General features: G+C 69.2%; 12 protein-coding genes and 1 pseudogene. 3 read left to right on the top strand and 10 right to left on the bottom strand.

The genetic code is table 11. The annotated features are described in order from the left end of the window. Window positions 1–91: 91 nt before the first annotated feature. The gene (locus ACE3TL_RS14585) at window positions 92–1,063 is read right to left on the bottom strand and encodes a TraB/GumN family protein (RefSeq protein WP_374579405.1); all 972 of its coding nucleotides are present in this window, start codon (window positions 1,061–1,063) and stop codon (window positions 92–94) included. A 64-nt stretch (window positions 1,064–1,127) separates the two neighbouring features. On the opposite strand from ACE3TL_RS14585, the gene mutL reads away from it, so the two are divergent. Next, window positions 1,128–3,008, top strand: coding sequence for a DNA mismatch repair endonuclease MutL (gene mutL / locus ACE3TL_RS14580; protein WP_374579404.1), 1,881 nt, complete (start codon window positions 1,128–1,130; stop codon window positions 3,006–3,008). Here mutL and ACE3TL_RS14575 read toward each other — a convergent pair. Continuing rightward, a complete protein-coding gene (locus tag ACE3TL_RS14575; RefSeq protein WP_374579403.1) occupies window positions 3,005–3,808 on the bottom strand; it encodes an alpha/beta fold hydrolase in 804 nt (267 codons plus the stop codon). The two genes, mutL and ACE3TL_RS14575, sit on opposite strands and share 4 nt — an antisense overlap. Before the next feature lie 135 nt (window positions 3,809–3,943). On the opposite strand from ACE3TL_RS14575, the gene ACE3TL_RS14570 reads away from it, so the two are divergent. Continuing rightward, window positions 3,944–4,345 carry a hypothetical protein gene (locus ACE3TL_RS14570; protein ID WP_374579402.1) on the top strand — a complete coding sequence of 134 codons (402 nt, stop codon included), beginning with the start codon at window positions 3,944–3,946 and terminating at the stop codon, window positions 4,343–4,345. 62 nt (window positions 4,346–4,407) lie between these two features. Here the strand turns inward: ACE3TL_RS14570 and ACE3TL_RS14565 are convergent, their stop codons facing one another. The 6 genes from ACE3TL_RS14565 to ACE3TL_RS14540 all read right to left on the bottom strand — a co-directional run bounded on the left by ACE3TL_RS14565 (window position 4,408) and on the right by ACE3TL_RS14540 (window position 9,462). Continuing rightward, complete coding sequence (locus ACE3TL_RS14565; protein ID WP_374579401.1) at window positions 4,408–5,829, bottom strand: NAD(P)(+) transhydrogenase (Re/Si-specific) subunit beta; 1,422 nt, start codon at window positions 5,827–5,829, stop codon at window positions 4,408–4,410. A 21-nt stretch (window positions 5,830–5,850) separates the two neighbouring features. Next, window positions 5,851–6,171: a proton-translocating transhydrogenase family protein gene (locus ACE3TL_RS14560; RefSeq protein WP_374579400.1), complete on the bottom strand. Its 321-nt coding sequence runs from the start codon at window positions 6,169–6,171 to the stop codon at window positions 5,851–5,853. A 14-nt stretch (window positions 6,172–6,185) separates the two neighbouring features. Further along, window positions 6,186–7,319 (bottom strand): Re/Si-specific NAD(P)(+) transhydrogenase subunit alpha, encoded by a 1,134-nt coding sequence (locus ACE3TL_RS14555; RefSeq protein WP_374579399.1) that lies wholly within the window; start codon window positions 7,317–7,319, stop codon window positions 6,186–6,188. A 283-nt stretch (window positions 7,320–7,602) separates the two neighbouring features. Beyond that, entirely contained in the window at window positions 7,603–7,833 is a 231-nt protein-coding gene (locus tag ACE3TL_RS14550; protein ID WP_374579398.1) for an aa3-type cytochrome c oxidase subunit IV, read from the bottom strand. 86 nt (window positions 7,834–7,919) lie between these two features. Beyond that, complete coding sequence (locus ACE3TL_RS14545) at window positions 7,920–8,984, bottom strand: alpha/beta fold hydrolase (protein WP_374579397.1); 1,065 nt, start codon at window positions 8,982–8,984, stop codon at window positions 7,920–7,922. A gap of 1 nt (window position 8,985) precedes the next feature. Beyond that, window positions 8,986–9,462 (bottom strand): PaaI family thioesterase, encoded by a 477-nt coding sequence (locus ACE3TL_RS14540; RefSeq protein ID WP_374579396.1) that lies wholly within the window; start codon window positions 9,460–9,462, stop codon window positions 8,986–8,988. 161 nt (window positions 9,463–9,623) lie between these two features. Between ACE3TL_RS14540 and ACE3TL_RS14535 the strand changes: the two genes are divergently transcribed. Beyond that, entirely contained in the window at window positions 9,624–10,121 is a 498-nt protein-coding gene (locus ACE3TL_RS14535) for a DUF3617 domain-containing protein (RefSeq protein ID WP_374579395.1), read from the top strand. A 39-nt stretch (window positions 10,122–10,160) separates the two neighbouring features. Here the strand turns inward: ACE3TL_RS14535 and ACE3TL_RS14530 are convergent, their stop codons facing one another. Further along, window positions 10,161–11,858, bottom strand: coding sequence for a class I adenylate-forming enzyme family protein (locus ACE3TL_RS14530; RefSeq protein WP_374579394.1), 1,698 nt, complete (start codon window positions 11,856–11,858; stop codon window positions 10,161–10,163). A gap of 126 nt (window positions 11,859–11,984) precedes the next feature. Next, window positions 11,985–12,261, bottom strand: a pseudogene (locus ACE3TL_RS14525) (oligoendopeptidase F); the annotation flags it as partial.

Below are 12,261 nucleotides of genomic sequence, written 5' to 3'. Positions count from 1 at the left end.
GCCGAGACGGAGGGGGCCCGCCGAGTCAGAAATCCCCCTCAGTCAGCTTCGCTGACAGCTCCCCCAGCGGGGGAGCAATTCGATCCTCCGCCTACTCCAAATCCCCCGGCGTCTTGATCTCGTAGCCCTTGGCCCGCAGGCGATCGAGCACGCCGCCTTGCGAGAGCAGGGTTCGCAGCGGCGCGACGGCGATGGCGTGGCCCGGCGTCTTCAGCGCGGTCTCGATGTCCTTGGCCATGTCCGCCTTCACCCGCGCGTCGAACGCGGCCGCTCCCGGCGTGACGGCGATGCAGCGCTCGTAGCTGCGCTCGGCGTCCAGGGCGCCGGCGACGTCGCCCTCGGCCCAGGCGCGCGAAGCCGCCCGCGTACGCCCGGGCCCAGCCTCGATCTCGTCCATCACCTCGCCCAGGCAAGCCTCGCCCGCCGCCTCGCTGGTCTTCGCCACCGCCCGCAGCAGCGGGCCGACGTCGTAGGACCGCTGCAACACCTTCACCTTCGCCTGCCCCGCCAGCAGCTTGATCAGCTTGGACGGATCGGTCGTGGTCAGGTTCTCCTTCTCACGATAGTCGCCGATCAGGATCAGGCCCGCCGCCAGTGGATGGCTGGTCTTGTAGTGGTCCGCCGGCATGCCGACCCTGGTCCGCGCCGCCACGAACCGCGCCCGCTCGGTTCCCGACAGCCGCGCCTCGAACGGTTCGCCGGACTTCAACCTCAGATAGCTCAGCGCCGCTCCCGGCGCGCCGGCCAGCGTCACCTTCAAGGTGCTGAGCGGCAGGATGACGAGATTCGCACCTTCCAGCCGCCGCTCGAACTGCAGCCGATCCCACTGCTGGCGCTTGGGGGCGAGGCTCGGCGCGCCCAGGACATAGACGGTCGAATCGCCGTCCGATACGCGCCACCAGGCCGGCCCAGGCAGGCGCGCCGTAACCACCAGTTCCTCGACCAGGGCCGCATCGGGATCGGCCAGCCCGGCCGGCGCCGAAGCCGGCGGGACCTGCGCGCCCGCAGGCGCCGCAGCCAAAGCCAGCACGACGGCGATCATCAGGGATTTGCAGCGGTTCATGCGCACCTTCCGAACCTCGCTCCCCGGAATCGCCATATAGTGGCGAGCTAACCGAAGGGTGACCATGCCCATACGCCGCCTGCCTCCAGAGACCGTGAACCGCATCGCCGCCGGCGAGGTGGTCGAGCGTCCCGCCAGCGCCATCAAGGAACTGGTGGAGAACGCCCTGGACGCCGGCGCAAGTTCCGTCGAGGTCCAGGCCGATGGGGGCGGGCTGACCCGCATCCTGGTGGCCGACGACGGTTGCGGCCTCTCGGCCGAGGAGCTGGCGCTAGCCATCGAGCGGCACGCCACCTCCAAGCTCGCGCCCGACGACGCCGGCGACTACGACCTGCTGCACATCCACACCCTCGGTTTCCGCGGCGAGGCCCTGCCCTCCATCGGTTCGGTCGCGCGGCTGGCGATCTCCTCGCGGGCCAGGGGCGCGGCCGACGCCCACGCCATCCTCGTCGAGGGCGGCCAGGTCGGTCCGGTCACGCCTGCGGGCTTCCCCGGCCCGCACGGCGCGCGGGTGGAGGTGCGCGACCTCTTCTACGCCACGCCCGCGCGGCTGAAGTTCATGAAGTCCGAGCGGGCCGAGGCCCTGGCCATCGCCGACGAGATCAAGCGCCAGGCCATGGCTCACGAGGCGGTGTCCTTCGCCCTGGACCTCGACGGCCGCCGCACCCTGCGCCTGCCGGCCGAAAGCCAGGGGCCGGAGGGGCGGCTGGCAAGGCTCTCGGCCATCATGGGCCGGGAGTTCTCCGAAAACGCCCTGGAGATCGACCACCAGCGCGAGGGGGTGCGCCTGACGGGCTTTGCGGGCCTGCCGACCTTCAACCGCGGCAACAGCGCCCACCAGTACCTGTTCGTGAACGGCCGGCCGGTGCGCGACCGCCTGCTGCAAGGCGCCCTACGCGGCGCCTATGCCGACTTCCTGGCCAGGGACCGCCATCCGCTGGTGGCGCTCTATCTCGACCTCGATCCGTCGCTGGTCGACGTCAACGTCCATCCGGCCAAGGCCGAGGTGCGCTTCCGCGACCCGGCCCTGGTGCGCGGCCTGATCGTCGGCGGCCTGCGCCACGCCCTGGCCGGCGCGGGCCACCGGGCCGCCACCACGGTCGCCAGCGACACCCTGGCCCATCTGCGGCCCGGCTGGTCGCCACAGCCCAGCTATCCACCGCCGGGACCTGCGGCCCAGGGCTTCTCGGCCTGGCAGGCCGGCGGCTGGGCGCCGGCCATCGCCGCCGCGGCCCCGAATCTGCCCGGCCTCACCGAAGTCTCCGCGCGCGCCGAGCCGATCTCCGACTGGCCGCCAGCCTCGCCATACGCCGCGCCGGGCGTGCAGGAGCCGCCTGCGCCCAGCGTGGTCTTCGATCCGGTCGACTTTCCGCTCGGCGCCGCCCGCGCCCAGGTGCACGAGACCTATATCGTCGCCCAGACCCGCGACGGGGTGGTCATCGTCGACCAGCACGCCGCCCACGAACGCCTCGTCTACGAACAGATGAAGGTGCAGATGGACGGCGGTGGTGTCACCCGCCAGGCCCTGCTGTTGCCCGAGGTGGTCGAGCTCGATCCCGCCGAGGCCGAGCGCGTGGTCGCCCGCGCCGACGAACTGGAGGCCCTGGGCCTGGTGGTCGAATCCTTCGGTCCCGGCGCGGTGCTGGTACGCGAGACCCCGGCCCTGCTGGGCGAGACCGACGTCGCCGGCCTGATCCGCGACATCGCCGACGACCTTTCCGAGAACGGCCAGGCTCTGGCCCTCAAGGAGCGGCTCGCCGAGGTCTGCGGCACCATGGCCTGCCACGGCTCGGTCCGCGCCGGCCGCCGCCTGACCGCGCCGGAGATGAACGCCCTCCTGCGCCAGATGGAGGCCACGCCCCATTCGGGCCAGTGCAACCATGGCCGCCCGACCTATGTGGAGCTGAAACTGGCCGATATCGAACGATTGTTCGGGCGGCGCTAACGTCCCACCTGGGCCAGCACGTGCTCGACGCCGCGCACAATCGGATCGGCGAAGCCCTTGCCCAGAAGGCTGGCGTGATTGGCGCCCTTCACGTGATCGACATAGCCGCGGCGCGACCGCTGGGCCGGAACCACCTGCAACGCCTTCAGCCTTGCGCCTGTCCGCGCATCGCCGGCCGTCACCACCGCCACCGGCAGGTCCGCCGGAAAGCCGCCCGCCTCGCGCCCCAGGGCCGAGGTCGCCGGCCAGGCCTGCACCTCCTGGGCGGCCCAGCGGGTATGCGCCGCCGAGCCGTAGATGCGGCGCTTCTCGGCCCTCGCCTCGCCCTCCAGCCCGATCAGGTCGCCGATCACCAGAGAGACGGGCCGCATGAAGCCGGCCGAGGCCCAGGCTCCGACCACCTTCATCGCCCCGCGATAGGCGTGGATGCCCGCCGCCGTCCGACGCACCTGGATCATCTCCGGCGTGACCGCATCGACCAGCACCACGCCCAGCACGCGCTCGGCGTTGCGCGGCACGAACACCCGCGCCATCAGCCCCGCCATCGAGTGACCGACATAGATAAGCGGCCCGTGCTCGCCCAGACGGCCCAGCAGGGCTTCCAGATCCTCGGCGATCGCCCGCCCGTCGCGCGGCGCGGGACCGGGGTCGGAGTAGCCCAGCCCCGCACGGTCATAGGCCAGGCTCCGCAGCCCCTGCGCCGCCAGCCGCGCCTGCACCACCGCCCAGTCGGCCGCGCAGCCGAACGCGCCGCATTCCAGCATCACCAGCGGCGCATCGCCCTGGGGCCCCTCAGCCACGACACGCAGCCGCCGCCCGCCGATATCGACCAAAGCCCCGCGGGAGGGGTGAAATCCGCCCGCATTCATCTGCGCACCTTGAGCATCATCCCAATCTAGTCGAGGTTGCCCGCCGATCCAGAGAGGGCGACCTGCATGCTGCGGACAATCTTGGGCGTCGTGCTCGGCGTCATCGTCGGCGTCATCGTCATCGGCGTCATCGAAGGCGCCGGTCACACCATCTTCCCGCCGCCGCCGGGCGTGAACCTGACTGACCCGGCCCAGCTCTCCACGGTGATGAGCAAGATCCCCTTTCCGGCCAAGATCGCGGTGCTGCTGGCCTGGATCTTCGGGACCCTGGCCGGCGCCTCCACGGCCGACATCGTCGCTGGCCGCCGCGCCTGGGCCGGACGCATCGTCACCCTGGTCATCCTGGCCCTGGCGGTCTTCAACATGACCACCATCCCGCACCCGGCCTGGTTCATGGTCGCCGCCGTGATCGGCGTCCTCGCCGCCGGCGCCCTGGCCGACCGCGCGTTCGGCAGGCCGCGCCTCTGACGTAAAAAAGGGGCGCGCCCGGCAGGCGCGCCCCTCCTCCGCAAGGCGTCCGAGCTCGACGATCAGAGGCCCTTGAGGATCCCTTCGACCATCTTCTTGGCGTCCCCGAACAGCATCATGGTGTTGTCGCGGAAGAACAGCTCGTTCTCGACCCCGGCATAGCCCGAGGACATGCCGCGCTTCACGAACAGCACCGTCCGAGCCTTTTCGACGTCGAGGATCGGCATGCCGAAGATAGCCGAGCTCGGATCGGTCTTGGCCGCCGGGTTGGTGACGTCGTTGGCCCCGATCACGAAGGCGACGTCGGCGGTCGAGAATTCGGAGTTGATGTCCTCCAGCTCGAACACTTCGTCATAGGGCACGTTGGCTTCGGCCAGCAGCACGTTCATGTGGCCCGGCATGCGTCCGGCGACGGGGTGGATGGCGTACTTCACCTCCACACCCTCTTCCTTCAGCTTGTCGGCCATTTCGCGCAGGGCGTGCTGGGCCTGGCTGACCGCCATGCCGTAGCCGGGCACGATGATCACCTTGCTGGCGTTCTTCATGATGAAGGCCGCGTCATCGGCGCTGCCCTGCTTGACCGGCCGGGTCTCGACCTTGCCGCCGCCAGCCGCCGCGGCGCTGTCGTCGGCGCCGAAGCCGCCCAGGATCACCGAGATGAAGCTGCGGTTCATCCCCTTGCACATGATGTAGCTGAGGATGGCGCCGGACGAGCCGACCAGGGCCCCGGTGATGATCAGGGTGACGTTTTCCAGGGTGAAGCCCAGGGCCGCCGCCGCCCATCCCGAATAGGAGTTCAGCATCGACACCACGACCGGCATGTCGGCCCCGCCGATCGGGATGATCAGGGTGACGCCGATCAGCAGGCTGAGCCCGAAGATCGCCCAGAAGGCCCACAGCGCCTGGCCGCCGCTCATCACCAGCACCACGATCAGGCCGACGATGGCCAGGGCGATGACGACGTTCAGCAGGTGGCGGGCCGGCAACAGGATCGGCGCGCCCGACATGTTGCCGTTCAGCTTGGCGAAGGCGATCACCGAGCCGGTGAAGGTGATGGCGCCGATGGCCAGACCCAGGCTGAGCTCGATCAGCGAGTTCAGGTGCACGTGGCCGTCCGGCGTGGCGATGCCGTAGGCCGCCGGGGTGTGGATGGCGGCGACCGCCACCAGGCAGGCGGCCATGCCGACCAGACTGTGGAAGGCGGCGACCAGTTGCGGCATCGAGGTCATGGCGACCTTGCGGGCGATCACCGCCCCGATCGCGCCCCCGACGGCCACGCCGCCCAGGATCAGCCCCAGCGTCAGGACGTCCAGCTTGCCCTGTCCGAACAGGGTCAAGAGGGCGGTGCCGACGGCGATGGCCATGCCGATCATGCCGTTGCGGTTGCCCGCCTGGCTAGTGGTCGGCGACGACAGGCCCCGCAGGGCCAGGATGAAGAGCACGCCCGAAACGAGATAGGCGATAGCGGCGAGATTGGCGTTCATGTCTGTCCCCCCAATCCCGGCTTACTTCTGCTTCTTCTTGTACATCGCCAGCATTCGCTGGGTGACAAGGAAGCCGCCGAAGATGTTGACCGCCGCAAAGGCCGCGGCGACGGCGCCCGCCCCCTTGGAGATCAGGATGCTTCCGGTCAGGGGCTCGCCCGAGCCGCCGCCGGCCGCGGCGGCCAGTAGGGCGCCGACGATGATCACCGACGAAATCGCGTTGGTCACCGCCATCAGCGGGGTGTGCAGGGCCGGCGTCACGCTCCAGACGACGTAATAGCCGACGAAGATCGCCAGGACGAAGATCGCCAGGCGGAAGACGGTGGGATCGACAGCTTCCATGGATGGCCCTCCGATCAGGCGGTCAGGTTGGGATGGACGACCGCGCCGCCTTGGGTGACGAGCGCGGCCTTCAGGATCTCGTCCTCGTAGTCGGGGGCGAACTTGCCCTCCTTGTCGAGGAAGAGCCCGGCGAAGGCGAAGAGGTTGCGGGCGTAGAGCGCGCTGGCGTCGGCGGCGATGCGGCCGGGCAGGTTGGGAACGCCCAGGATCTTCACCCCGTTTGCGGTCACGGCGACCTCGCCTAGCTTCGCGCCCTCGACGTTGCCGCCTTGCTCGATGGCCAGGTCGACGATGACCGAGCCCGGCCGCATGGAGGCGACCTGGGCGGCGCTGACCAGCTTGGGCGCCGGACGGCCGGGGATCAGCGCCGTGGTGATGACGATGTCCTGCTTGCCGATGTGGCCGCTGATCAGTTCGGCCTGCTTGGCCTGGTATTCGGCGCTCATCTCCTTGGCGTAGCCGCCGGCGGTCTGGGCGTTCTTGAACTCCTCGTCCTCGACCGCGATGAACTTGGCGCCCAGGCTCTCGACCTGCTCCTTGGTGGCCGGGCGCACATCGGTGGCGGTGACCACCGCCCCCAGGCGGCGCGCCGTGGCGATGGCCTGCAGCCCCGCCACGCCCACGCCCATCACGAACACCTTGGCCGCGGCGACCGTGCCGGCCGCGGTCATCATCATCGGCAGCGCCTTGCCATAGGCCTCGGCGCCTTCGATCACCGCCCGATAGCCGGCCAGATTGGCCTGCGAGGACAGCACGTCCATCACCTGGGCGCGGGTGATCCGCGGCACGAACTCCATGGCGAAGGCGGTCGCGCCCTTGTCGGCCAGCGCCTTCAGGGCGTCCTTTTCGACATAGGGGTTGAGAGTGGCCGCCACGATGGCGCCGGCCTTCAGCGCCGCGATCTCTTCGTCGACGGGCGCACGCACCTTGAAGAGGATGTCGGCGCCGCCGACCGCGTCCTGCACGCTCTTGGCGATGCTCGCCCCGGCCGCCTCGTAGTCGGCGTCGGGATAGGAGGCGGCGGTTCCGGACCCGGCTTCCACCACGACCGAGAAGCCGGCTCCTATGAGCTTCTTCACCGTCTCGGGGGTCGCGGCGACGCGCGTCTCCCCGCCGCGGCGTTCCTTGGTGACGGCGATGACTGTCATGCGCCCCAGAGCCCCCCTCTTTTGACAAAACTCAAGGCGACCATAGAAGCCGCCGCAAGCCGTTGTCCAGCCGCGCGCCGCGGCGTTCAAACATTTGTTTAATCGGCGGCTGCGCCGCGATTCTCAAGCCGACCGTCGGACGGTCTCGACGGCCACGCTGTTCGCCGCTGGCGGGCGCCGCCTCAATCCAGAAAAATTCAGCGCTCTGTGAAAAGAACTGCGACCAGCAAAAAAGGCGGGGCCCGTCCGGCGCCCGCCTTCAAAGCTCGACAGGCGAAAGGCGTCAGTGGGCGTCGCCGCCCTTGTCCCTCAACACCACGAAGCCGAGGACCGACATCACCACGCCCACCGCCAGGGCGCCGATGAAGCTGGTCGGCGTGCAGAACACCAGCACCAGGAACACCAGCAGGGACGCGGTAACCAGCGAGCCCCACTTCGTCAGCATGACGAACAGGTGATAGGTCGAGGCCTGCTCGTGGATATCCATCTCGCCGCGGTGGTATTCGGAGGCCATAGCGGTGGCGTCTTTCTCTTAAAGCCAAGAAATCTGTTGGGGTCGGACTACACGAACCTCGCGCGGGCGCCAAGTCGCCCCGTCCCTCATTGCGGCCAGACCTTCAGCAGCGCCCGCAGCGCCGCCACCAGGGCCAGCGGCTGGTCGACCATGATGTGGTGGGCCGAATCGGGGATCGCGATCTCCAGGATGTCGTCCGGCAGCGGCGTGACCTGCCCCTCCGTCCGCCGGGTCATGATCACCGAACGGTCGCCGAAGATATGCGCCAGCGGCACGTCCACCTTCGGCTTGCCGCCGGTCATCATGGCGTTCATCGCCGACCGGTCGAGCTTGTTCCACATGTTCGGATCGAACCGCCAGGACCAACCCATGCCCGAACCGTCCTCCAGCGGAACCGGCTTGAGCGAGCGGCGAGCGATGAAGTCGGCGACGAACAGGTTGCCGGCCGCCTGCGGCGGCATGAAGCGGAAGCGGGCCAGCGCCGCCTCGATGGTCGGATAGACCTTCTGGGCGCGGTCGCCGGTCGGGATGTTGGCGATCCGTCTGGCGTCCTCCTCGGCCATCCGCTTGCCCTCGGGGCTGTCGGGCGGCGGCCCGCCGAAGCCCACGTCGACCAGCACGGCCGCCTTCATCCGTTCGGGATGCGCGGCTGCGGCGTAGAACACCTGCGAGCCGCCGAACGAGTGGCCGATATAGACCGGCAGGCCGTTCTCGTAGAGCCCGGCCGCCCGCGCGCAGGCCTCGGCGTCCTCGGCGAAGTCCTGGAAGGCGTAGGTCTCGCGCCAGTCCGACGCCCCCATCCCGGCCAGGGACATCGAGGCGACGCGGTGATCCTGGGCCAGATAGGGCGCGATGAAGCTCCACCAGTCGGCGTGGGCCGAATTGCCGTGCACCAGCAACAGGCCCGGCTTGCCGACCTCGCCCCAGGTCAGGAGCTCGATCTGGGTGCCCTTGGAGGTGACGAAGCTGCGCTCGGGCGCCTGGGCGACGGCGTCGGCGAACCACTGCGGCGCGTCCGGCTCGCGGCCGCGGAACGGAAGCAGCGGCGCCTGGACCTCCGGCGGCAGGCTGCCCGGTTCGCTCGAAACCGGCCGGTCGTCGTCATAGTAGCCGACCGGCGCGCCTTCCTTGATGGCTGGGTCAATCGCCATGTTACGCACCCCCTCGCGCTTCCCGCTCGCCCGGCTTGCGCTGGATCGAGCGGATTCCCTTGTAGACGCCCGTGCCGGTGATCAGCGTGCGCTCGGCGCACCAGATCCGGCCGCGGACGGTGAACACGTCGTCCTGTTCGGCGATGATCTCGCTGGAGCCTTCGATCCACTCGCCCATATGCGCGCCTGACAGGAAATCGGTGGTCAACCGCACCGTCACCCATCCGATCTCGCGCTTGTTGGAAATCACCCGGCCCCAGGCCATGTCGGCGAAGCTCATCAGCATGCCGCCGTGGCAATTGCCCATGCCGTTGGCGTGGTGCTCCTCCACGCGAAAAGCCATCACCTCGTCTCTCGTGGCCTCGTCGCGCCTGGAATAGAACGGGCCGACCGTGCGGCCGAAGCCGCGCTGCCAGAGGTTGATGACAAAGCCGTCGGGAACGACGGCGGCCTGGACTTCGGTCAGATCGTCGGACATCGCCCGATGCTGATGAACGGGCGTTTGAAAAATGGCAAGCGCCGATCCGCCGAGCCGGTCGTGGACCGGCGTGCATTTTCGTGGCGCCATTGTCCCGCTTCGTGCGTTCCCGCTTCGCCGATGCGCCCTATGGTGGTCGGGACAACATCTGGAGGACATCCATGCGTATCGCCCTGAGCCTTGCCCTCGTCGCCGTTCTGGCCGCCGCCTGCTCCAAGAAGGAGGAAGCCGCCAAGACCGACGCCGCTACGACCACCGCCGCCGCCCCGGCCGCGGGCGGGACCGAGATCGCCGCCGGCGACCTGGAAGGCCCGACCCCCGGCAAGTGGAAGCTGACCACCGAGCTTTCCGCCGCGCCCAAGCCCGTCACGGTGGAGACCTGCGTCGCCAAGACCAGCTTCAAGGAGATGGAGGCCGCCCGCCAGCAGGCCGGCGTCACCTGCTCCGAGCAATCCTACCGCAAGGAAGGCGCCGACATCGTCGGCCACTCGGTCTGCGCGATCCAGGGCGGCATGAAGATCACCACCGACACGCGCATCTCCGGCGACTTCGCCAACCGCTACACCATCGAAGGCAAGACCGTCATGGACCCGGCCCCGACCCCGGCCATGAAGGAAACCACCATGAAGATCACCGCCGAACGTCTCGGCGACTGCTGATCTGCGGATCGTGCGGGGCGCAGCCGCGCCCCGCCGGTCTTAGGCCGCGTCCTCCGGCTTCAGGGTCTGACGCAGTTCGCGCTTGAGGAACTTTCCGCTGGCGTTGCGCGGCAACGGGTCGGGCATGAACCACAGGTAACGCGGGATCTTGTGCTTGGCCATCAGCTCGCCGAGATGCGAGCGCAGGTCGCCCGGCGTGACGATCTCACCGGGCCGCAGCACCACCGCGGCGCCCACTTCCTCACCCAGCCGCTCGTCCGGCACGCCGAACACCGTGACCTCGGCCACCGCCGGATGGCGGAAGATGCCGGCCTCCACCTCGGCGCAATAGACGTTCTCGCCGCCGCGCAGCACCATGTCCTTCTTGCGGTCGACGATGAAGATGAAGCCGTCCTCGTCGATGCGGGCGACGTCGCCGGTGTGCAGCCAGCCGTCGGTGATGGCCTCGGCCGTCGCCTCGGGGCGGTTGATATAGCCCTTGATGACCGGCGCGCCCTTGACCCACAGCTCGCCGAGCTGGCCAGCCTCGACGGCGTTCCCGTCGTCGTCCACGCATTTGGCCTCGAAGCTGGGCATGGCCGGGCCGCAACTGTCGGGCTTGTCGACGAAGAAGTCGGCGGAGATCGCGGTGATGATCCCGCAGGTCTCGGTCATGCCATAGCCGGTGTTCGGCCGCGCGGTCTTCACCGCCCCGTCGATCTTGCCCACCAGGTCCGGCGGCAGTTGCGCCCCGCCGCCGCCCAGGGTCAGCAGGCTGGAGGTGTCGGCGGCCGCGAAATCGGGATGGCTGATCAGTTCGCGCGCCATGGTCGGCACGCCGCTCATCGCCGTCACCTTTTCGGCCTCGATCAGGCGCAGGGCCTCGCCCGCGTCCCAGCGGTACATCAGGACCATCTTGCCGCCGGCGGCGGTGACCGCATAGGCGCCGCAATTGTTGGCCGTGACGTGGAACAGCGGCGTGGTGATCAGGGCCACCGGAACCGGCGGAGCGACGTTGGGATCGATCGGAACCCCGGTCGCCCGCGCGGTGGCCAGCGCCTGGACCTGGCCGGAAAAGCCCATGTTCATCAGGTTGTGGATGCAGCCCCGGTGGGTCAGTTGCGCGCCCTTGGGAAATCCGGTCGTGCCCGAGGTGTAGAAGATGCAGGCGTCCGCGTCCGGGTCCACGCTGACCTGCGGCATCTCCCCGCCCCCGGCGATCACCTCGGCATAGGCGATGGCGCCGGCCGGCGGATCGGTGCGCACCGCCACCACCTGGATTCCGTCGACCATGGACGGGCGTTCCTTGACCCGGGCCAGCCGCTCGGCGTCGGCGAACAGGACCTTGGGCGCGGAGTCCTTGAGCGCGTACTCCATCTCGTCGACCACCCACCAGGCGTTCATGCCGACGGCGGCGACGCCGACCGACAGACAGGCCCAGTAGATCAGCATCCATTCGGGATAGTTGCGCATGGCGATGGCCACACGATCGCCCGGCGCGACCCCTTGCGCGAACAGCCAGGCGGCGATGGCGTTCACCTGGGCGTGGGCCTGGCCATAGGTCAGCCGGTCGTCCTGATAGACGAGATAGTCGCGCTCAGCGTACGGGGCGGTCGAAAGCCAGAGTTCGCGCACCGACGGCGGCGCAGCCTTGAACGTGCGCATCGTGGCGCCGCGAACGGGAATCTCGACCACCTCGAAGGGCGCGCCCGGCGCCGTCAGTTCCGCCCACGCCTGCTTCAGCTCGCGATAGTGCATCGACTCCCTCCCGTTCTTTTGCGGCGGGCCGCGTCGAGGCGGCAGGCGCGTTCTTCCATTCCCGACACGACAAGGGCCGACGCCGCGGAACGCAAGACACAATCGGAGAGAAAAGCGCTCGGCGCCTCAGACCAGCTCGTCGAACTCGTCGACCAGCCGCTCGAGCTGGCTCATCCCGGCGGCCCAGAAGGCCTTTTCGCGCGGATTGAGGCCAAACGGCTTCAGCGCCTCGACATAGGTCCGGGTGCCGCCGGCCGCCAGCAGGTCCTCGTAGAGCGGGGCGAAGGCGGCCGGGTCCTCGCGGCGCTTCTCCATCAGGCTGCGCACCAGCAGGTCGCCGAAGGCGTAGGCGTAGACGTAGAACGGCGCGTGCACGAAATGGCTGACATAGGCCCAATAGTGC

The sequence above is a fragment of the Phenylobacterium sp. genome (genome assembly GCF_041920015.1).
Classification (GTDB): Bacteria; Pseudomonadota; Alphaproteobacteria; order Caulobacterales; family Caulobacteraceae; genus Phenylobacterium.
This window is presented reverse-complemented; position numbering and strand designations above follow the sequence as displayed.

Excerpts from the sequence above, each read along its gene's own strand:
- ACE3TL_RS14585 (WP_374579405.1), bottom strand. The coding sequence starts at position 1,063 with ATGAACCGCTGCAAATCCCTGATGATCGCCGTCGTGCTGGCTTTGGCT.
- mutL (WP_374579404.1), top strand. The coding sequence starts at position 1,128 with ATGCCCATACGCCGCCTGCCTCCAGAGACCGTGAACCGCATCGCCGCC.
- ACE3TL_RS14570 (WP_374579402.1), top strand. The coding sequence starts at position 3,944 with ATGCTGCGGACAATCTTGGGCGTCGTGCTCGGCGTCATCGTCGGCGTC.
- ACE3TL_RS14565 (WP_374579401.1), bottom strand. The coding sequence starts at position 5,829 with ATGAACGCCAATCTCGCCGCTATCGCCTATCTCGTTTCGGGCGTGCTC.
- ACE3TL_RS14560 (WP_374579400.1), bottom strand. The coding sequence starts at position 6,171 with ATGGAAGCTGTCGATCCCACCGTCTTCCGCCTGGCGATCTTCGTCCTG.
- ACE3TL_RS14555 (WP_374579399.1), bottom strand. The coding sequence starts at position 7,319 with ATGACAGTCATCGCCGTCACCAAGGAACGCCGCGGCGGGGAGACGCGC.
- ACE3TL_RS14550 (WP_374579398.1), bottom strand. The coding sequence starts at position 7,833 with ATGGCCTCCGAATACCACCGCGGCGAGATGGATATCCACGAGCAGGCC.
- ACE3TL_RS14545 (WP_374579397.1), bottom strand. The coding sequence starts at position 8,984 with ATGGCGATTGACCCAGCCATCAAGGAAGGCGCGCCGGTCGGCTACTAT.
- ACE3TL_RS14540 (WP_374579396.1), bottom strand. The coding sequence starts at position 9,462 with ATGTCCGACGATCTGACCGAAGTCCAGGCCGCCGTCGTTCCCGACGGC.
- ACE3TL_RS14535 (WP_374579395.1), top strand. The coding sequence starts at position 9,624 with ATGCGTATCGCCCTGAGCCTTGCCCTCGTCGCCGTTCTGGCCGCCGCC.
- ACE3TL_RS14530 (WP_374579394.1), bottom strand. The coding sequence starts at position 11,858 with ATGCACTATCGCGAGCTGAAGCAGGCGTGGGCGGAACTGACGGCGCCG.